This window comes from Carboxylicivirga longa, from assembly GCF_050589825.1.
GTDB classification, from domain to species: Bacteria; Bacteroidota; Bacteroidia; order Bacteroidales; family Marinilabiliaceae; genus Carboxylicivirga; species Carboxylicivirga longa.
This window is the reverse complement of sequence record NZ_JBNGOZ010000017.1, coordinates 87073-107042: the sequence shown is the minus strand read 5'-3', so window position 1 is coordinate 107042 and position 19970 is coordinate 87073. Positions and strand designations below refer to the sequence as shown.

The 19970-nt window shown below is 43.8% G+C and carries 17 protein-coding genes and 2 tRNA genes; 12 read left to right on the top strand and 7 right to left on the bottom strand.

Translation table 11 applies throughout. The features are described 5' to 3' along the window. Positions 1-119 precede the first annotated feature (119 nt). The 3 genes from ACRD7A_RS14505 to ACRD7A_RS14495 all read right to left on the bottom strand — a co-directional run bounded on the left by ACRD7A_RS14505 (position 120) and on the right by ACRD7A_RS14495 (position 4040). Positions 120-1295 (bottom strand): FecR domain-containing protein, encoded by a 1176-nt coding sequence (locus tag ACRD7A_RS14505; RefSeq protein ID WP_430811830.1) that lies wholly within the window; start codon positions 1293-1295, stop codon positions 120-122. Positions 1296-1434: 139 nt separating this feature from the next. Further along, a complete protein-coding gene (locus ACRD7A_RS14500; RefSeq protein ID WP_430811831.1) occupies positions 1435-1986 on the bottom strand; it encodes an RNA polymerase sigma-70 factor in 552 nt (183 codons plus the stop codon). Between the two features lie 107 nt (positions 1987-2093). Next, positions 2094-4040 carry a hypothetical protein gene (locus ACRD7A_RS14495; RefSeq protein WP_430811832.1) on the bottom strand — a complete coding sequence of 649 codons (1947 nt, stop codon included), beginning with the start codon at positions 4038-4040 and terminating at the stop codon, positions 2094-2096. A gap of 733 nt (positions 4041-4773) precedes the next feature. Between ACRD7A_RS14495 and rbfA the strand changes: the two genes are divergently transcribed. The 3 genes from rbfA to ACRD7A_RS14480 are packed head-to-tail and all read left to right on the top strand — an operon-like array spanning position 4774 to position 7185. Next, the gene (rbfA, locus tag ACRD7A_RS14490; protein WP_430811833.1) at positions 4774-5112 is read left to right on the top strand and encodes a 30S ribosome-binding factor RbfA; all 339 of its coding nucleotides are present in this window, start codon (positions 4774-4776) and stop codon (positions 5110-5112) included. A 2-nt stretch (positions 5113-5114) separates the two neighbouring features. After that, positions 5115-5939, top strand: coding sequence for a class I SAM-dependent methyltransferase (locus tag ACRD7A_RS14485; protein WP_430811834.1), 825 nt, complete (start codon positions 5115-5117; stop codon positions 5937-5939). A gap of 7 nt (positions 5940-5946) precedes the next feature. Next, positions 5947-7185 (top strand): FtsX-like permease family protein, encoded by a 1239-nt coding sequence (locus ACRD7A_RS14480; RefSeq protein ID WP_430811835.1) that lies wholly within the window; start codon positions 5947-5949, stop codon positions 7183-7185. Here ACRD7A_RS14480 and dusB read toward each other — a convergent pair. After that, positions 7161-8159, bottom strand: coding sequence for a tRNA dihydrouridine synthase DusB (dusB, locus tag ACRD7A_RS14475; protein ID WP_430811836.1), 999 nt, complete (start codon positions 8157-8159; stop codon positions 7161-7163). The two genes, ACRD7A_RS14480 and dusB, sit on opposite strands and share 25 nt — an antisense overlap. Positions 8160-8428: 269 nt before the next feature. Between dusB and ACRD7A_RS14470 the strand changes: the two genes are divergently transcribed. From ACRD7A_RS14470 to ACRD7A_RS14460, 3 genes are all read left to right on the top strand, one after another. Continuing rightward, positions 8429-10300, top strand: coding sequence for a tetratricopeptide repeat-containing sensor histidine kinase (locus ACRD7A_RS14470; RefSeq protein ID WP_430811837.1), 1872 nt, complete (start codon positions 8429-8431; stop codon positions 10298-10300). Beyond that, positions 10287-11042: a LytR/AlgR family response regulator transcription factor gene (locus ACRD7A_RS14465; RefSeq protein ID WP_430811838.1), complete on the top strand. Its 756-nt coding sequence runs from the start codon at positions 10287-10289 to the stop codon at positions 11040-11042. The genes ACRD7A_RS14470 and ACRD7A_RS14465 overlap by 14 nt, the downstream gene beginning before the upstream one ends. 230 nt (positions 11043-11272) lie before the next feature. Further along, positions 11273-12406 (top strand): hypothetical protein, encoded by a 1134-nt coding sequence (locus tag ACRD7A_RS14460; RefSeq protein ID WP_430811839.1) that lies wholly within the window; start codon positions 11273-11275, stop codon positions 12404-12406. A 14-nt stretch (positions 12407-12420) separates the two neighbouring features. Here the strand turns inward: ACRD7A_RS14460 and ACRD7A_RS14455 are convergent, their stop codons facing one another. Continuing rightward, positions 12421-12900: a nucleoside deaminase gene (locus ACRD7A_RS14455; protein WP_430811840.1), complete on the bottom strand. Its 480-nt coding sequence runs from the start codon at positions 12898-12900 to the stop codon at positions 12421-12423. A gap of 245 nt (positions 12901-13145) precedes the next feature. Between ACRD7A_RS14455 and rplM the strand changes: the two genes are divergently transcribed. From rplM to ACRD7A_RS14430, 5 genes are all read left to right on the top strand, one after another. Beyond that, complete coding sequence (gene rplM / locus ACRD7A_RS14450) at positions 13146-13601, top strand: 50S ribosomal protein L13 (protein ID WP_430811841.1); 456 nt, start codon at positions 13146-13148, stop codon at positions 13599-13601. 5 nt (positions 13602-13606) lie between these two features. Beyond that, entirely contained in the window at positions 13607-13993 is a 387-nt protein-coding gene (gene rpsI / locus ACRD7A_RS14445) for a 30S ribosomal protein S9 (protein ID WP_430811842.1), read from the top strand. 189 nt (positions 13994-14182) lie between these two features. Further along, positions 14183-15004: a 30S ribosomal protein S2 gene (gene rpsB, locus ACRD7A_RS14440; RefSeq protein WP_430811843.1), complete on the top strand. Its 822-nt coding sequence runs from the start codon at positions 14183-14185 to the stop codon at positions 15002-15004. 39 nt (positions 15005-15043) lie between these two features. Beyond that, positions 15044-15868, top strand: a complete 825-nt coding sequence (gene tsf / locus ACRD7A_RS14435; RefSeq protein ID WP_430811844.1) for a translation elongation factor Ts — start codon at positions 15044-15046, stop codon at positions 15866-15868. A 417-nt stretch (positions 15869-16285) separates the two neighbouring features. Beyond that, positions 16286-16456 (top strand): transposase, encoded by a 171-nt coding sequence (locus ACRD7A_RS14430; RefSeq protein ID WP_430811845.1) that lies wholly within the window; start codon positions 16286-16288, stop codon positions 16454-16456. A gap of 114 nt (positions 16457-16570) precedes the next feature. On the opposite strand, the gene ACRD7A_RS14425 is transcribed toward ACRD7A_RS14430, so the two are convergent. Continuing rightward, positions 16571-16641 (bottom strand) — tRNA-Gln (locus ACRD7A_RS14425). Between the two features lie 43 nt (positions 16642-16684). Beyond that, positions 16685-16755, bottom strand: a tRNA-Gln gene (locus ACRD7A_RS14420). A 116-nt stretch (positions 16756-16871) separates the two neighbouring features. Here ACRD7A_RS14420 and ACRD7A_RS14415 point away from each other — a divergent pair. Next, positions 16872-19811 (top strand): glycosyltransferase family 117 protein, encoded by a 2940-nt coding sequence (locus ACRD7A_RS14415; RefSeq protein WP_430811846.1) that lies wholly within the window; start codon positions 16872-16874, stop codon positions 19809-19811. Positions 19812-19970 lie beyond the last annotated feature (159 nt).

The following is a 19970-nucleotide window of genomic DNA, read 5'->3' as shown; positions in this document are numbered from 1 at the left end:
CGGGGTTTTGTTATACTTTTAAGATAGTAATAATTATCTAGATATCAAAGATATAAGTCAACTTATGAATATCCCTATTTATACCAAGAGCAGGAAATATTGCGAGTATTTCCTGCTTTTTAATTTGCTACTATTATGTTTCTCCCCTGCGTCTGAAACTGCACATTGGTGAGCTGCTCGATTAAATCAAGGGCATGGCCAATGTTCTGATTCCGCTTAAAGGCACCCGTGAAACGTATTCCTTTATCAGCCGGTCGAGTGAAAAAGAAGTTAACATCGTACCAGCGTCCCAGCTGCTTACACAACTGCTCCAGCGGCATATCCTCAAATTCAAAAACGCCATGCACCCAGGCTGTATACACGCCGGAATCCACTTCCTGCACTCCAATGCCATCGCGCCCTTTGGTAACACGCGACTGTTGCCCCGGCTGCAAGAGTACCTCATCAGCTAAATAATTAACTTTTACCTTTCCGCTTACCAATGTTGTGGCTACTATGGCTTCATCATCGTAACTACTTATGTTAAAACGGGTGCCCAATACTTTTACTTTTGTATCCTTAGCATGCACAATAAATGGCCGCTTAGCATGATGCGCCACTTCAAAGTAGGCTTCCCCGTTAAGATAAACAGTACGGTTCTCTTCGCCAAAGCGTACCGGATAACGCAGCTGCGACTCAGCATTAATCCACACCTTAGTACCATCGGACAAAGTGAGGGCAAACTCACCACCCCGTGGCACCTCAATAGTATTGTAAATGAGCTCATTGCTTACATTACCACTACTATAACGCAGGTTATTGTCCTCATCTTTAACAATGGCAGTTCCGTCCACCTCATTAAAAGATTGCTCCACACTGTCGGTGAGGTTTACCTGCGAGCCATCGGCCAAGGTCAGTCTGGCTTTGGCACTGCCAGCTTCCACCTGCTCAACAATAAGGCGCGGTTCAGATTGCGTAACCGACGATATCTCGTCATAAACAAACCAGGTAGTTAACAAACCCACCATAAGGACGGCAGCTGCCGAAGATAGTTGCGTCCACAGACGCCGTTTTGGAGGCTTGGCCTTGGTACGGCAACTAATTTTAGCCCATGCAGCCTCTTCATCAACTACTTTGGCAAATGCAGATTTTCGCGCCGTCAGATACATCTGACGATAGCCATTGATTTGTTCAACATGCTTCGGCGATTCTTTTAACCACTGTTCAAATGCCTTTTTGTCTTCCGGAGACAAGGCTTCGCAAGTATGATAAGCCAAGGCCCACCCTATTATTTTTTCTTCACTTATAACGCTCACTTAGTATATAATTAAAACTGTCAGTGTACACATTCTATCATATAGATACAAAAAAGAGAAAATGGGTGACAATCCGGTTCAAAAAAATCAGCAAATCGGAATGTAATTTAATTCAGAAACCTTCTCCCGGGAGGATGAGTTACACCATTAATAAATACACAATAAGATCAATGGATGAGCGTAGCCGTTTTAACGACCTGGAGAAAGTTGTTTTTACCGTATTAACAGAGACACCAAGCTCGTTGGCAACCTCTTTATATTTCATATTTTCGAAAACGATGCGTTCAAAAACAGTTTTTGACTGAGGCGACAGCTTATCCACCTCGCGATATAGCTGTTGCTTTTTACGCTCCATAGCAGCCGGATTTTCATACTCTTCATCAATCCGCTCAAACTGTTCATCAAGCACCTCCAATTGATATTTATTACTGCGGCGCAAATGATTTAAAGCATTATTTTTCACAGCCGTAAATAGGTAACCTTTTACATTGGATATGTGATAATTACCCCTCTGCTTATCCCAAAACTGAATGAAAACTTCCTGCACAATGTCCTCCACCTCATCAAATGCATCAATGTACTTCAAAGCAAAAACACACAAAGGAGTATAGTATTGATCAAACAAGGCACGAAATCCTTGTTCCCGCGCGGCTTGCCCTTGTACATTTATATTTGACTTATCGTTCCCCATTCGCGCGCAAATATAAATAATTCAAGTTAACAGCTAAAATTCACAATTCAAGCTATCAGCACTACCAACAGAATTTACCGTTTTCTTAAACTATGCACAGGGCTTTATTATTGCACTTTCAATACATCAATATCTGCCATGCGACGCACAAAAGAGTCATTGAACTTACCCATTTTCATAATGTGACGACGATGCGTGCGTGCCGCTTCAAGATCTCTAAAAGCTCCATACAAATAGCGGGTAAAACCATCTTTACAGGGTACCTCCTTCAGATCATTAGCATCCAAGCCTTTTAGATACATAGAGGCAAAAAGCGGTTTATAGCGTAAAGCCAAAACCTGGATCGTATAAAAAGGCAGCACCTCCAGCTGCTTAATATCTTCCTTGATGGCAACCAAGGCCTCCTTATTATGCTCCGCCAAACTCTTTGGAACAATGGGCTGACGCAAGGGAGGTGTCATTTCTATTTCTTCAAAAGAATACACCTTACGCTCCAGTTGGTAGGTCATGAGTGGTTTTACATCGACCACGGCTACGCTTATTACTTTTTCAGGAAGGCAGGTTTCTATCTTGTACTCATGTCCGGCCTCAAGAAATAAGGTATATTCACCCGTGCGCTTATCAGGTCGGTAGTCACCAACCAACTGACGGTCAGTCATACGGGTAACCAGAATACGCAAATGGGACTTATCCATCCCCTGACGGCCAACTTTCCCCTCTACCACAGCCATTTCACCTGAATAGCCTTCCGCAAACTCCACCCGGTAAATATCCGATCCGCCATAGTTGTCATCGAAGCGCGACGAAGCATAATAAGCATGTCCTTTATCCAAGGTAGGCAAAAAGAAAAAGTCGTCATCAGGAGTGTTAATGGGATATCCCAGATTGACAGGGAATGTCCAGGAACTATCGGGTCGCATCTGCGCATAAAACACGTCGAGTCTTCCCATGGAATTATGCCCCTCAGAAGCAAAATAAAGGGTTTTACCATCCACATGCATCATGGATGTTTCTTCATCATAGGGTGTATTGATGACATCTCCTAAATTACGGGCTGGCCCCCATTGTCCGTAAGCATTTTTTTTGCTCATGTAAATATCGAGTCCCCCCTTTCCTCCGGCACGATCACTGGTAAAAAACAAGGTACTCTGGTCGGCCGATATGGAGGCGTGTGTTTCATTGGCCGACGTATTAATGGGGTAAGGTAACTTAACAGGTTCGCTCCATTGGTTATTCTCCAGCAAACTCATGTAGATACTTTTGCCCCCAACATCGCTGCGGTATATAAAAAGCGTTTTTCCGTCGGGCGATAAAGACAAACCCGACTCATGCACCTGATTCTTAAAAAAGACATTCAGCAGTTGAGCATCTTGCCACTGATTCTGTTTAAAAGTAGACCGATATACTTTCTCGGGTGCCTGCCCGTCGTCTAACAGCGGTAGTCGCGATACTTTTCGCCTTGAAGTAAATAAAATCTGATCCTCAAAAACACTCATCAGCGGACTATGGTCGTCATACGGACTGTTCACTCGTTCACCCAGATTGGTAATTGTAATACCAATGGGATTGGCAAGGAACAATTCAGCATACTCACAATTGCGCAGCTCTCGTTCCACCATGGTTCGATAAGCATCATCGTTGGCAGCAATGCGGGTCAGCAAAATTTGATAAACCTGCCGTGCAGAATCAGGCATAAGCCGTGCCTGATAAGCCTGCCCCAAAGCCAGCAGAAAATCCTGCCCCAAGGCCTTCTCCTGCTCTTCAGCACTTAAACGTGCAATACCTTGTTTAAAAACAGGAATAGCAAACGCTGCCCCTTTATTGGTATTTAAATAGCTTAGTCCAAGCTGCAAATAAGCTTCTGTAAAATCAGGGGAGCGCTCCACAATATCCTGAAAGGCAGTAATGGCCCTTTCATAATCATCGGATCTAAGGTATTGGAAAGCTTTTAAAAAAGCTTTGTTGTCCTGCCGATTCTGCTTTCTTTGCTGCGACCAAGCGGATGAAAGCACAAAAAATGTGATAAAAAGAGCGATGTAAAACTTATTCCCCATACAAACAATTAAAACAACCAATGGCAATTTAAGGGGAAAGATAAGTTAAAATTAATCAATTACTTTTGCTGGATTTGAGCTATTGTTAATTTTTGTTTACGAGCTGACTACATCAGCTGATGAAAACAAAAAACAACGAAAAGCACTTTGCAATACTCACAATTCTTATAGTGCGCAGGAAAAGCAGAGCAATATGGTCAGCTTACCATACAAATGAACAAAGAAGTCCTGCTGCCGTTTTAGATTGGGTATAAGATTAGAGAACACTTTTTTTGACCGGAGGAAAGACAGGAAAAACATTGAAAAAGCAGCCTTCGCTAAGGGCGGCGTAACTTACAGAAGCGCCCACCTTTAAATATTAATACCTGATGGTGAATATGTTCAAATAAAATGTGTACATTTAAAATGTTTTAGAGAGTCAAGGTGTTCTAAGGTAAGTAAACAGAGCACATACATGAAATAGCGGCGCATTACAGCGCCCGAAAAACATGAAAAGTGGGTGCATAATACATTATTGCAAAAAGCACCCTATTTTTTTCATAATTGGTAAAAGTTTTGGTTTGAGAGACCTGCACTTCAAAGGAAATGCAGGTTTTTTTTGCTAAAAAAGAAAGGGCTTTTAAATTCGGCACACGGTCACAACTGTAAATCCGCCGAAAAACTGTAATTTCGCCCATTCGCCGGTCGCGTAAATTGACAGGGTGTAAAATATTGATTTGAGGGATTAATAATTATGGATTCAACACGACAAAAAAAAATTTCGAGGTTATTACAACGGGAGATTAGTGAAATCTTTCAGCGTGAAATGCGGGCTGTATGCCTGGGCACCATGGTATCGGTTACCGTGGTTAGAATTTCACCTGACTTAGGTCAGGCCAAAGCCTACCTGAGCATTTTCCCCACCAATAACATTGACGAGGTGATGAACGAGATTAATGCCCAGACGGCTCAAATACGTTTTGCCCTAGGCAAACGCGTTGGCAAGCAGATGCGCATTATCCCCGAGCTGCGTTTTTTCATTGACGACAGCCTGGATTATCTGGACAACATCGACCGCCTTCTAAAGAAATAAACATGCAGTACGATCCCATAAAACGCTCGCTCGGCAAGGTATTTAACCAATCGCCGGCGCTGCGTATCTTCTTCTACCGCCTGCTCGACTTATTATTATTAAGGGCTTGGTATATACGCCGTGAACTGCGAAAAATTGCACGTGAAAATAAAAACACACTTCAGGTACTCGATGCCGGAAGCGGATTTGGGCAGTACGACTACTACATGGCATCCATTGTTAAAAACTGGAATATTACCGCGGTAGATGTAAAGCAGGAGCAAATCGATGACTGCAATCATTTTTTTAACCGTATTAAACTAGGCGATCGGGTTCATTTTGAATATGCCGACCTTACCCGTTATACACAATCTGAAAGTTACGACCTGATACTATCAGTAGATGTGATGGAGCATATACTGGAAGATGAAGTGGTATTTCATAACTTTTATCAGTCGATGAAGAAAAATGCCACCCTCATCATCTCCACCCCATCAGACCAGGGTGGCTCTGATGCACATCATCATCATGACGATGAGGAAGGGGTACACGGATTTATTGATGAGCACGTACGCGATGGCTATAATGCCGATGATATCAGAGAAAAACTGGAAAGAGCCGGCTTTAAAAACATACGTACCCAATACACTTACGGAAAACCGGGCAACTTGTCATGGCGCCTATCCATGAAATATCCCATTAAAGCACTGAATGCGTCGAAGCTATTCTTCGTTCTGCTGCCCTTTTACTATTTACTTTTTTACCCCGTTGCCTATTTACTTAACTGGGTAGACATTAGCCAACAACACACTAAAGGCACCGGACTGATGGTGGTTGCTCAAAAATAGATAAATCATGAAGCTGGCCTTTGAAATAGCACGCCGATACCTCTACGCCAAGAAATCACAAAATATCATCAACCTCATATCGATGATTTCGGTTTTTGGCGTACTCACAGGCAGCATGGCACTAGTCATTGTGCTATCGGTATTCAATGGCCTCCACGGATTAATGGGTGAACTCTATACCGCCTTCGATCCGGATTTAAAAATTGTACCTACGTCGGGTAAGGTTATCTCCCTCGACACACTTCCTTACCACGCTCTCCTTGAAAACGATGAGATTTTGCACATCTCAGAAACCTTGGAACACCAGGCACTGCTTAAATTCAGAAACCGTAAAATACCCGGTGTCATCCTGGGGGTTGATTCCATGTTCAACAAGGTAAGTCGTATTGACTCCATCATCATCGATGGCGAATACGCACTAAAATATAAATCGGAATACCGGGGTGTCATTGGCAAGCAGCTGGCTGATCAATTAGCCATACGTCTTAACTTTGTTACTCCACTCAGTATCTATGCACCCCGACGAAAAGGAAAAGTCAACCTGATGACCCCTCAAAGTGCCTTTCGACAAGAATATTTAAGCCCCGCTGGTTTTTTTGCCGTTAACCAAGCGGAATACGACGGACAGTACTTAATTATGGACATTGCACAAGCGCGGAAATTGCTTGAATATGATGATAACATTGTATCGGCACTGGCAGTTAAAGGCAAAGAAACAGCCGACCTGAAAAAGCTGGAGAAAGATATTCAAACACTGTTGGGCGATCGGGTGAAAGTACTGAACCAGCAAGAGCAACACGCCTCCTTTTACAAGGTAATGAAGGTAGAAAAACTTATGGCTTACATGATTCTGAGCTTTATCATTGCCATTGCTGCCTTTAACATTGTTGCCAATCTGGCCATGCTCATATACGAAAAGAAGGAAAGCATCTTCACACTAAAGAGTATGGGAGCTAACAAACAGCTGATTACACGCATTTTTATGATGGAGGGATGGCTGATATCACTTGTCGGTATTCTCGTTGGCTCGGCATTGGGGGTTGCCATCGTACTGATCCAACAGCAGTATGGCATCATCCAATTTGTGGGTGGCGGCAGCTATATCACCGACGCCTATCCCGTTGCCCTGCGCGCTGCCGATGTACTACTGGTCATCATAACCGTAGCCATCATCAGCGCCCTGGCTGCCTGGTATCCGGTGCGCGTTATTGTTGGCAAATATTACTCAACGCCAGGCAAGGTATAATTAGCGTATTGCTCGCCAATCACTTTCAATACAGAAGAGATTCCCTCCACGGTATTTTCACGTAGTAGCTGAATACGCAAAGGTCGTATATCGGGTAAATTTTTAAACGGGATGGCCAGATGTCTTCGTGCGTGTAAAATACCGCGTCGCTCACCCAGCATCGTGCATGAGGTACGCACAATCTCATCCATCAGCAAAGCCTGCTGGGCGATAGTAAGGGGTGGCAACAACTCGCCGGTATTCAGGTAATGGCGTATCTCACGAAATATCCAGGGCTTACCAATGGCCGCTCGTCCTATCATGAGGGCATCCACTCCGTAATCGTCAAAGAAGCGTTTAGCAGCTAACGGGCTATCCACATCGCCATTGCCAATAATGGGAATGCGCATACGCGGATTAGCTTTTACTTTTCCTATAAGCGTCCAATCGGCCACTCCATTGTACATCTGTTCGCGGGTGCGACCATGAATACACAGAGCCTGCACTCCGGCATCCTGAAGCTGTTCTGCGACCTGCTCAATCACCAACGACTGATCATCCCAGCCCAGCCTTGTTTTAGCCGTAACGGGTACATCCACCGCTTTCACCACCGCCTCGGTAATGGCCAGCATTCTGGGGATATCCAGTAACAAACCTGAGCCACTGCCCTTACCCGCAATCTTTTTTACAGGGCATCCAAAATTAAGATCAATTACCTCGGGACGTGCCGCTGCCGCCATGCGCGCCGCTTCAACCATCTTCTCCACATCGCGCCCATAGATTTGGATACCCACCGGACGCTCCGTCTCCTCCAGCTCCAGCTTACGCAACGATCGATTAACATTGCGCACCAATGCCTCGGCCGAAACAAACTCAGTGTACATCATATCAGCCCCCTGAGCCTTACAAAACACTCGAAAGGACGGATCCGTCACATCCTCCATGGGTGCCAAAAGCAGGGGGTATTTCCCCAAATCAAGCTTACCAATCTTCACAAACAGTTCCTTTATTTTTCAGGTCGCAAAGATATTGTTTTTAGGCAATTCCATGCATTTATTGTTCATAACTCCGTTAATAACTTTCAAAGCAATCACTGTTATTCTCCCTTTATTTTTCATAGTTTGCATCAAAAGGATTTATTAAGATCTTACATAACAGACCCAATCCAATTGTGAAAAATCTGCTCGCCATACTATTTATAGTCTGCTCACTGTTTAGCTGTCAACAAGCCCCTCAGAACGCTAAACAGTCAAGCCCAAAAGCAATGCCCAACAATGAAGACCTGGAAATGGTTGAGCAACTAATCCTACAGTCAGAAGAACAATATGAGGTCAACAAAGGCAAACTGCCCGCCTTCGATAATTACCTTAAGGAAGCGGAAGAAGTAGCACTTAAAAACAATCTTTACCACCAGTTATTTGATATATACATTACTGTGGGGCAACGACTGCGAAGTAAGTCTTACTACCCCGAGGCCATGGATATGTTTCAAAAAGCCCTTGCGATAGCCGAAGCCTCGGATAATATCCTTTTCCAAACCAGGGCCTACAACCAGATAGGAGTCATCTACCGTCGTGTGGATGAAAACCCACAGGCGCTGGATATGCACATGAAAGCCCTGCAACTGGCCGAGGAGTGTAACGACTCGCTGAGCCTGAGCAAAGCCATTAACGGAATGGGCAATGTAAGCATAGCGATGGAACGCTACCACTCGGCCATTGAATATTTCCGCCGCGGACTGTCTATTGCCACCCAACTGGGGAATCAACTGGGACAAGCAATTAACACTAATAACCTGGGTGAGGCCTATATGAAGCTGGATCAGCTAGACTCTGCCATGCACTATTACCTCCGCTCACTGGAACATAACACACTCATCAATAGTCGTATTGGGCAAGCCATTTGCTACAACAGCATTGGCAGTGCTTACATTGCCAAGCAACAGAATCGTCTGGCGCTGGAATACCTGATGAAGGCGCTGGAAATTAATCTGGAGCTGGAAGAGCGCATGCATACTTCTGTCAGCTACACACAAATAGGACGCACATACCTGAACGATAAACATCCGGATGAGGCCATCCGCTACCTTAAGAAAGGACTGGATCTGTCAGAGGAAATAGGATCGAAATATACCGCTGAAGAGGCTGCCTCTTTACTGTCTCAGGCCTACGAACTGAAACGAGAATATAATCCCTCGCTAAAATATTACAAACTGGCCACCGAGCTTAGAGACAGCATTCTGAATGAAAAAAACATTTTTCATATTGCCTCGGTAGAAGCCAAGTACAATAGTCGCCTGCAAAAACTAAAGATCGAAGAGCTGAACAAAGAGGCTTTACTTCAAAAGACCGTACTGTCGAAACAACGTTCACTTTTGGCAGCAAGCATTCTGGTCGTCATTATACTGGCCGTGGTGGCCATCCTGATCATTGTACAAGGACGACTGCGCAACCGCTACCGCAACCTGCGCTTTCAGCAACAACTACTGCGTTCGCAAATGAGTCCTCACTTTATCTTCAACGCCCTAAGTGCCATCCAGGTATTCATCCTTGAACACGACATGAATAAATCCAGTGAGTTTCTGGCCCACTTCTCAAAACTTATGCGCCATGTATTGCGAAGCAGCAACTACGAATTTATACCCATTGATGAAGAGCTTGAGATGCTACAGTACTACCTGAAGATACAGCAGCTACGCTTTTCACCCCCCTTTGAATTCAACATATCGGTAAGTGATGATATTAAAAATAACAAGGTTGTAATCCCCCCTATGCTTATACAACCTTTTGTTGAAAATGCCATTGAACACGGACTGAAACCCCTGGGGGATGAAGGGAAAATAACCATTCGCCTATTAAGCGATAAAGGCAATATGGTGGTGGAAGTGGAAGATAACGGCCTGGGCATTGACTTTAATCATCGCCTGAGTAAATGTGAGAGGAACCACGAATCTATGGCCATTAAAATAACCCAGGAACGCCTCAGTATTCTGGAGCGAGATACGAAGCAAAAAACACAACTGGAACTATTCGATAAAAAAAGAAAAGATCCTTTTCAAAGGGGCACCATAGCCCGCATTACATTGCCGCTTACCATGCAGGAAAAAGCAAAAAAAAAGCAAAATGAAACAGCTTAAAACCATCATCGTAGAAGACGACACTTTCAATATTGCGGCCATCACCAAGATTATTGAAAATCATTTCCCGGAAATAAGGATCATCGACACAGCTGCCCGCGTGAACGAAGCTGTGCAAAAGATAAAATGCCATAAGCCCGACCTGCTGATGCTCGATATCCACCTGATTGATGGTACTTCTTTCGATGTGATCAAGCGCTGTGAAAATATGGATTATAAAATTGTGTTTATGTCGGCCTACCACGAGTATATGGTAAAGGCGCTGCAATATTCAGCCATAGAATTCATCTTCAAACCCTTTGATATCAACGATATGATAACCGCCATTGACAAGGCTATCGATGAACTGAGGGATAAAAACTACCCGCTTAAAATAAAAACCCTGTTCAATAATATTGAACAATACGATAGCAAAATCATACTTCAGGGCAGCAATCAGGTAAAGGCTTGTTCAATTAATGAAATTGCATGGGCCAAGGCCGTACAGGGCGGTGCCAATTTTCACCTAAGCGATCAAAGCTGTTTCTTTGTTGACCGGCCATTGCGACGATACGAAGCCATGCTCAACGACTTCTCCTTCTTTAGATGTCACCCCCGCTTCTTAATTAATCCCCAACATATACAAGAGCTTATCAGAGAGAGAGGATGCTTAAAAATGACCACCGGTGATGAGATTATTTACGAACAAAGGCGGCATGCCCAACTGCTCGAACTCATTAATCACAATAAAGTCTATGCATAAATACAAAAAATAGGTGTCCACAAATTATTTTTTAAACACTACGCATCAACACTCCACAGGAAAAGATAAAACAACTACCAGGGGCTTTGGCTTCGCCTCTTTTTGTTAATTTTGTGACACCCAAACACCCCACTTCATCATACAAAATGTATGGCATACAATTGAGAATAGTGGTGGGTATTAACACATTCATGATGGCATTATTGACGATTAGAAAAAATTATAACGATATGAAGTTGCGTTGCCTATTTGCGAGCTTAGGACTTATTTTATTTTGCGGTGTTAGCTGGGGGCAGTTAGATATGCCCTGGCGCTATTATTACCCCGAGTTTAATCAGGAGGCTGACAAAAACCTGTATTTCCGTTTAGAGAATAACAATTTCTTTGATAACAATGAATATTTTGGCGAGTACATAGAAGGCTATACTATGATTGGCTATACGGCCCACCCTTCCTTTATCTATTACGCAAGTCCAAGAGTACGCATTCAGGCAGGGGTTTACCTTACCAAATTCAGCGGCATTGATGAGTTTGAGAAAGTACTGCCTACTTTCTCCATCCACACCCGCCTGAGCGATCGTCTTGATCTGATTATGGGGCGGTTGCGCGGCGATGTGCATCACCGCATGCTCGAACCTCTTTTCAATCCGGAAAATCAATACACACGCCCCTTCGAAAACGGTATTCAGTTTGTATATGAGGCACCATGCTTCCGCGGCGATCTGTGGATCGACTGGGAACAGTTTATTAAATGGGGCGACACCAAACCCGAAAAATTTACAGCTGGTTTTAGTGCCAACTACCGACTTAACAAACCCGGAAACGACTGGGAGCTGAGCATACCGGCACAAGTGCTTGTAACCCACCTGGGCGGACAGATTAGTGACTACGAAGAGCGCATGCAGTCGCTGGCCAACCTGGCCACCGGACTTAAACTTAACTACCGCGTGGGCGATGGTTTTATCCGCAGCTTGGGACTTGCCACCTACGCAGCCACCTACCACGACCTTACCAACGCATCGGGCTACGACTTTACTTTTGGCAATGCCTGGTACCCCGTAGCTGAAGCAAACTACAAGTATGGCACGCTGATGGCCGGCTACTGGCACGCCACCAATTTTCTGGCACCCAAGGGAAGTCCCTTATTTCAGTCGGCCTCCAACTATCAGCCTGATTATTTCAGCAAAACAAGAGAGCTGATAAGCGCTAAACTAAACTTCAGCAAAACACTATTGAAACAATTAAAATTGAATGCCATTGTTCAGCTGTATTACGATCTTCCGGCAGCGCAGCTTGAATACAGCTACGGCATCAACCTGATGTTCACACCCAACTTCTTCATCTCCAAAATCAATTTTGAATAGGCAACAATGCGGAGTTAATATTCTTTTTTATCAGAACATTTCATCCAGCGAATAAAGGCCTCCCAGGCTTCTTCTCCAAGCATGCGGGTGGCTTTTATAGTACGGTCATACTGCGGACGTGCCAATTCATCGTACAGAAAGGCATCATCAAAATGAATAGCTGCAGCGCCGTACCTGGTATTGCCATAATAAATGGCTTCAATATGCGCCCAGTAGATAGCTGACAGGCACATAGGACAGGGCTCACACGAAGAATAGATCACACACCCTGACAGATCAAAGCTCTCCAAAGCAGCACAAGCCTTCCTTATGGCATTTATTTCAGCATGAGCCGTAGGGTCATTATCGCGCGTAACAGAATTAACACCCTGTGCTACTACCCGATCATCCTTAACAATAACAGCAGCAAAAGGCCCGCCTCCATGCGAAATATTTTCATACGACAGACGGATGGCTTCACGCATAAATTGATGATGTTTCTCGAGCGCTAACATAAGCGGAGTTTTCCCCCTTAATTTCGCTCAATTATTTGATTAAGACAATCTTCATCGCTTTTTTAATCAAATCATTAGCACTTTAAAAATAAAAGCAGTACTTTTGCGCCCGATTATTATCCGATCCGAAAGGCAATAACTTCTGTTTCAAAACACTCGGGGTGGGACCCGATGGTGGCGAATTGTCGTTATGAAGGCCTTTGCAAACTGTTTTATTAATAAGTCGAATTTTAAAAAGGAAGACTGTGGATACGTTAAGTTACAAAACGATTTCAGCAAACAATGCGACTGCCAACAAAGAGTGGGTTGTGGTTGACGCTGCTGATATGGTATTGGGTCGTTTAGCTACCAAAGTAGCTAAATTACTCCGAGGCAAGTATAAGCCAAATTATACTCCTCACGTGGACTGCGGAGATAACGTGATTATCTTAAACGCAGACAAAATTAAGATGACCGGTAACAAGTGGGACCAGCGTTTATTTTTCTACCATAGTGGTTACCCAGGCGGACGTCGCGACGTAACGCCAGCGGAAATGTTCGCTAAGAAGCCGGAGAGATTAGTTGAAAGAGCAATCAAAGGTATGCTACCTAAGAATCGTCTTGGCCGTCAGCTTTTCAGAAACTTATATGTTTATACTGGAACTGAACACAAGCACGAAGCTCAACAACCTAAAGTAATTGATATTAACGCCATTAAATAATTATTATGGAAGTAATTAATGCTATTGGTAGAAGAAAAGAAGCAGTGGCTCGCATTTACCTGAGCCAAGGAAGTGGTAACATCACCATTAACAAGCGCGAGTTAGCGAAGTATTTTCCTGCTGCAACCTTACAGTATATTGTAAAACAACCATTAAACACCATTGGTGTTGCTGATAACTACGACATCAAAGTGAACCTTTGCGGTGGTGGTTTCAAGGGACAGGCTGAAGCCGTACGCTTAGCCATTGCCCGTGCACTTGTAAAAATTGATGCTGAAAACAAGCCGGCTCTTAAAGCTGAAGGTTTCATGACACGTGACTCACGTGTTGTTGAACGTAAGAAGCCAGGTCGTCCGAAAGCACGTAAGAGATTCCAGTTCTCTAAACGTTAATATTTATCAGGTGTGTTTAGTATCTAAATCTTTAAGACTCCTTTTAGAAAATAGACTATTGGACATAAGACGGTTAGCGTTGAGTTAAGTCTCAATCTAATAATCTGAAGATCTATCATCTATAAGTCTATCTGAAGAACTACTTAAAGATTGATTTAAACAGAACGTAAACAACTTAAAAAAATTAAAATGCCAAGAGTTAATTTCGAGGAATTATTAGAAGCAGGTGTACACTTTGGTCACCTGAAAAGAAAGTGGAACCCAGCCATGGCGCCCTATATTTTCATGGAACGCAATGGTATCCACATTTTGGACCTTCACAAAACAGCGGTGAAGATTGACGAAGCTGCCGCAGCACTTAAACAGATTGCAAAATCGGGTCGGAAAGTGTTGTTCGTAGCTACTAAAAAGCAAGCGAAAGAAATCATTGCCGATAAAGTTGGTGGTGTAAACATGCCGTATGTAACTGAGCGTTGGCCAGGTGGTATGTTAACCAACTTCCCCACTATTCGTAAAGCCGTAAAGAAGATGACTTCTATTGACAAGATGATGGCTGACCCAAGCCAGTGGAAAAACTTGTCGAAGCGTGAGCGTCTTCAAATCACCCGTCAGCGCGCTAAACTGGACAAAACATTAGGTTCTATCGCTGACTTAACACGTCTTCCTGCAGCCATGTTTGTTGTTGATGTGATGAAAGAGCACATCGCTGTAAAAGAAGCTATCCGCTTGAATATCCCTGTTTTTGGTATTGTTGATACCAACTCAGACCCTGCACCCATCGACTATGTCATTCCGGCTAACGATGATGCAACCAAGTCAATCGAGCTGATTACCGATGTGATGACCAAAGCCATCCAGGAAGGCATCAACGAGCGTAAGGTAGAGAAAGATAGCGAAGGATCGAAAGAGAAAAAAACTCGTGCTAAAAAAGCTGAGCCTGCAAAGGAAGCAGCTAAGAAAGCGGATGCTCCTGCTGAGGAAAAATCATCAGAAGAAGCTGCTAACGAGTAATTCGATTATTTTTGTCTAACAACTTTAAAATACAATAACATGGCTATTACTGCTGCTGACGTAAGCAAACTAAGAAAAAGTACCGGTGCCGGTATGATGGATTGTAAAAAGGCACTAACAGAAGCTGAAGGAGATTTTGACAAAGCCGTTGAAATCATCCGCAAAAAAGGACAGGCTATCGCTAACAAGCGTGCTGACCGCGAGACTACTGAAGGTGTTGTTTTAGCAAAAGTTACTGCTGACAAGAAAAGAGGTGCTTTAATTGTACTGAATTGCGAAACTGACTTCGTTGCTAAAAACGAAAGCTATGTTGATTTTGCAATGTCTATTCTTGACCTGGCAATTGCTGAAAATCCAGCTGACTTAGAAGCCTTAAAAGCGTTAGAATTAAACGGTCGTGCCGTTGCTGAGTTAATCGCTGAGCAAACTGGTGTGATTGGTGAAAAACTAGATTTAGCTGCTTACGAAACTGTTTCAGCTGACTCAGTTGCCGCTTATATTCACGCCGGTAACAAATTAGCTACTTTGGTTGGCTTCAACCAGGCTGATGTGGACGAGCAAGTAGGAAAAGACGTTGCTATGCAAGCTGCTGCAATGGCTCCTATTGCTGTTGATGCCGACAGTGTACCCGCCGATGTAAAGGAAAAAGAACTTGAAATTGGTAAGGACATGGCGCGTAACGAAGGTAAGCCAGAAGCAATGTTGGAGAAGATTGCAATGGGTCGCCTGAACAAGTTCTTCAAAGAGAATACTTTGATGGAACAAGCGTTTGTAAAAGACAACAAGCAATCGATTAAGCAGTACCTTGATGGTGCCAGCAAAGGTTTGAAAGCTGTTGAATTTAAGCGTTACGCTTTAAGCTAGTAGATTATCTACTCTATATAGAAAAGGGAGCAATTTGCTCCCTTTTTTTGTGCCGTAATCGACATCAGTAGCAAAGCCAAAGTAAAGGATCGCAGCTTTTACTTGCATAATGAAAATCAGATGGGATCCTGAAAATAACGGAACCATTCCTGATATTCAACCCACTCCGGGGTTGGTGAATAATGTATGATGAACACCACAGGTTGTCTCCTGTGGCTATAGATCTTTGAACCCTTCGGGTTCAGAATTAAAATCAACTGACGCATACTCAAGGTTTTCATTCATTGATATTTGATCTGTTCCTTACTCACTTTTAAGCCATTTGAGGTCTAAGAAAGCATTTACTTCATAAGCGCCGTGCACATTCTTCCCTTTGCCCTTGAAGGCAAGGGGAAGTCCGTTGCCATAGGCGGTGGGATGGGGATCACAAAGGTCTTTTGTAGCAAGGAATCGCAGCTTAATCTGAGAAGAAGCACCAATGCGGCGGCTGAATCATTTAATGCTAAAATTAAAGACTTCAGAAGACAATTCAGAGGTGTTAAGGATGTCAACTTTTTCCTCTACCGTCTCTGTAAAATTTATGCGTAGACCCAGAATTTGCACCTGATCCCTGATCCATTTGCTCCTGATCCTGAAATTGAAAAATCAGGATTTCGGGAATAAAAAAACGCCTCCCAATTTATTGAGAAGCGTTATAAAGTGTTGTCTCACAAGGATTCGAACCCTGACTAACTGGACCAAAACCAGTTGTGCTACCATTACACCATGAGACAAGCAAGTCAAAAAATAAACCTTCCTCTTCAGAAGGTTTAGTCGTTGTCTCACAAGGATTCGAACCCTGACTAACTGGACCAAAACCAGTTGTGCTACCATTACACCATGAGACAATACCTATGCCTTTGTTTCAAAAGCGATGCAAAGATAGATAGATTTTCTTTCAATGCAAGAAAAAAAGACAAAAAATAAGTTGTTAACTTTAAAACCTGAACATGCTAAAATCACTATGACGCCTCAAAAAAGAATCAATCAGCTGGTTGGCTGGACCTTATTCCTATTATCTGCTTTTTTATATTGGAACACCATGGCACCCACCGTTAGCCTATGGGATTGTGGAGAATTTATAGCTTGTATGGCCAAGCTAGAAGTAGGGCACCCACCCGGTGCTCCCTTATACTTAATCCTGGGCCGTATTTTTACACTTTTCGCCACAACACAAGCCAATATAGCTTACAGCGCCAATTTATTATCGGTGATGGCCTCTGCGGCAACGGTCATGCTGCTCTATTTTTCGGCTGAACACATACTGCGCTATAGCTTTCAAAAATACACAACGTCCATTGGTCAATACATCCTTATTGTTGCGCCCAGTGCCATCGCTGCGATGGCCTTTGCCGCATCTGACACCTTCTGGTTTTCCGCCGTGGAAGCTGAGGTATATGCCTTGTCGGTATTCTTCACCGCCCTGTGCTTTTGGCTCTTTTTAAAATGGGATGAACAGGATCAAAAAGAAATTCCATCTAGCAAATGGCTGATACTAATCGCCTATTTCATGGGGCTATCCGTGGGTGTTCATCTGCTAAACTTGTTAATCATCCCCGTTTTGGTGCTTCTCATATTACTGCGCCGCCATGCCTTTAGCTGGGTGCGCTTTGCACAAGCTCTTGTTATTGGAGGCGGCATTCTGGCGCTTATCCTCTTTGTCATTATCCAGAATGGCTTATGGCTGGCGAGTCATCTTGAACTCTTCATGGTAAACTCCCTCGGATTGCCTTTTAACAGCGGACTGCTTCTTTTTGTACTGCTACTCTTTGGCACCTTATTCTACATGGTGTTTAAAACGCGTATTAAAAACAACTGGCAACACCTGGCGGCAGTCATCACCCTCGTTTTTATGATTGGTTATTCATCATACGCCCTCATCATCATACGGGCCGATGCCAATCCCCCCATTAACCTGAATGCACCGTCTGACGTATTTTCCCTCGACAGCTTCCTTAACCGCGAGCAATACGCACAAGCCCCCCTTTTGTATGGCCAATATTTTAATACACCAGGCGGTGACTTACAATACAAAACAACTTATCGAAGAAACAAAGAAGGCTACGAGCCCTATCGCAAAGCTGACGAATATGCCTACGAAACCTCTGGCAAAGGACTGTTCCCGCGCATGCACAGCAGCAACCCGTCGCACAAATACGGCTATCAGCAATGGGCTGGCGCCAACATAAACAGCACTGAAAAACCAGCCTTCATCACCAATCTGCGTTTTTTCTTCAACTACCAGATTAATCACATGTACTTCCGCTATCTAATGTGGAACTTTGCCGGACGGCAGAATGATGAGCAAGGACACGGGGAATTGCACAAGGGCAACTGGATAAGCGGTATCCCTTTTATCGACAAAAAACTAGAAGGACAACACCCGCACAGCAGCTACCTGCACAATCCATCGCGCAACACCTATTTCCTATTGCCCTTTTTGCTAGGTCTCCTGGGTATACTATTTTTTGCACGAGGTAGCCATAATAGAAAAAAATACCTGGCTATAACGGCTTTGCTATTTCTGATGACAGGACCGGCCATTATTCTTTACCTCAATCAAACACCCTTTGAGCCCCGCGAGCGTGACTACGCCTTTGTGGGTTCCTTCTTTGCCTTTGCCTTGTTTATAGCCTATGGTGCATTTGGCATTGTGCATTTACTATGGCAGAAAACCAAAAGTTTGCCAACTACAGGGCTTGGCATACTGCTGCTAGCCGTGGCCGTTCCACTACTTATGCTCAGTCAGAACTACAACGACCACAATCGTGCAGGAAGAACCCTGGCTCTTAATCAGGCTCGAAGCTACCTTGATGCCTGCGACAGCAACGCCATACTTTTCACTTATGGCGATAACGACACCTACCCCTTATGGTATGTGCAGGAAGTGGAAGATTACCGCACCGACATACGTGTTATCAACTATGGACTGATGGGCGCTGACTGGTGCATACGGCAGCTGAGCAAAGCTGTGAACGAAACAGCCGGTGTTCCGCTTAGCATCGATCTTCAACGCTATAAAACCGGAGATCTTGATTATGCCCTTTTACTGGAGCAGAGCAACGAATATGCCCCCTTGAAGAATGTTGTGCGCTTTATTGCCAGTAACGACGAAGATAGCAAGCTGCCACTACAAAATGGCAAAAAGATAGATTACTCCCCCATAAGGCAATTCGCACTACCCTACAACGACAAGGATACGCTTAAATGGGAGTGCCCTAAAAAAGTACTCTACAAAAATGACATTGCCCTGCTGGATATATTGGCGAGCAACAACTGGGAACGCCCCATCTACTTTACCACAGGTGCCGACCCTGACATATTTTTAGGCCTACAGGAACATCTGCGTTACGACGGTCCGGTTTACAAACTGGTGCCGCAACGCAACACAGGCAACAACCCTATTTATTACAACTGTGACAGTCTGCTGAATATCTTCCTCCATAAAGTCAATTTAGGCGACGCTACACAGGGCTACTATGACCATTATTGCAGACGCACCTTTGAAGTAATGAAATACAGGCAGATGAGTGTTTTATTGGCGAATGATTTACTGGCACAGGGACGTAAACCGGAAGCAATACAGGTAATTACAAAGAGTATGAAGGAGCTACCACTGGATGCGGCACCCGATAATGACGGCAACATTGAACTGTTGCAACTGGCACATGAATGTGGGCAACCAAACGTAGATGCCGATGCCAACATGCTCCTACAGCGTCACCTTAATAATCTGCTGTGGTACGCCTCATTGCCACGCAAACAGCAGCAATATGCCAACAACACATTTGCCCGGGAAGTACAAAAAGGCCAATCCATCAAAAACCTTTTAAAAAGTATTGACAACACAGCACTAAGCGATCAGCTGAAAATTGTTTATAGGCAATTAGACCTGCCCCTATAGCCCATAAACCTTAAGCTTTATTAAAACCTTGTCAATTACCATTATTACATTTATTGTAAAGGCCAAACAAACAAAAAATTGTACTTTTGGAGCTTGTGTAGTCATGGGATTGAAAACCCGAGTCTACACATCACACTATTGTATTGAAATTAAGTAACT

Bases quoted from the DNA above. Each gene is read 5' to 3' on its own strand.
- ACRD7A_RS14500 (WP_430811831.1), bottom strand. From the start codon at position 1,986: ATGGGGAACGATAAGTCAAATATAAATGTACAAGGGCAAGCCGCGCGG.
- ACRD7A_RS14495 (WP_430811832.1), bottom strand. From the start codon at position 4,040: ATGGGGAATAAGTTTTACATCGCTCTTTTTATCACATTTTTTGTGCTT.
- rbfA (WP_430811833.1), top strand. From the start codon at position 4,774: ATGGATTCAACACGACAAAAAAAAATTTCGAGGTTATTACAACGGGAG.
- ACRD7A_RS14485 (WP_430811834.1), top strand. From the start codon at position 5,115: ATGCAGTACGATCCCATAAAACGCTCGCTCGGCAAGGTATTTAACCAA.
- ACRD7A_RS14480 (WP_430811835.1), top strand. From the start codon at position 5,947: ATGAAGCTGGCCTTTGAAATAGCACGCCGATACCTCTACGCCAAGAAA.
- ACRD7A_RS14470 (WP_430811837.1), top strand. From the start codon at position 8,429: ATGCCCAACAATGAAGACCTGGAAATGGTTGAGCAACTAATCCTACAG.
- ACRD7A_RS14465 (WP_430811838.1), top strand. From the start codon at position 10,287: ATGAAACAGCTTAAAACCATCATCGTAGAAGACGACACTTTCAATATT.
- ACRD7A_RS14460 (WP_430811839.1), top strand. From the start codon at position 11,273: ATGAAGTTGCGTTGCCTATTTGCGAGCTTAGGACTTATTTTATTTTGC.
- ACRD7A_RS14455 (WP_430811840.1), bottom strand. From the start codon at position 12,900: ATGTTAGCGCTCGAGAAACATCATCAATTTATGCGTGAAGCCATCCGT.
- rpsI (WP_430811842.1), top strand. From the start codon at position 13,607: ATGGAAGTAATTAATGCTATTGGTAGAAGAAAAGAAGCAGTGGCTCGC.
- rpsB (WP_430811843.1), top strand. From the start codon at position 14,183: ATGCCAAGAGTTAATTTCGAGGAATTATTAGAAGCAGGTGTACACTTT.
- tsf (WP_430811844.1), top strand. From the start codon at position 15,044: ATGGCTATTACTGCTGCTGACGTAAGCAAACTAAGAAAAAGTACCGGT.
- ACRD7A_RS14430 (WP_430811845.1), top strand. From the start codon at position 16,286: ATGGGGATCACAAAGGTCTTTTGTAGCAAGGAATCGCAGCTTAATCTG.
- ACRD7A_RS14415 (WP_430811846.1), top strand. From the start codon at position 16,872: ATGACGCCTCAAAAAAGAATCAATCAGCTGGTTGGCTGGACCTTATTC.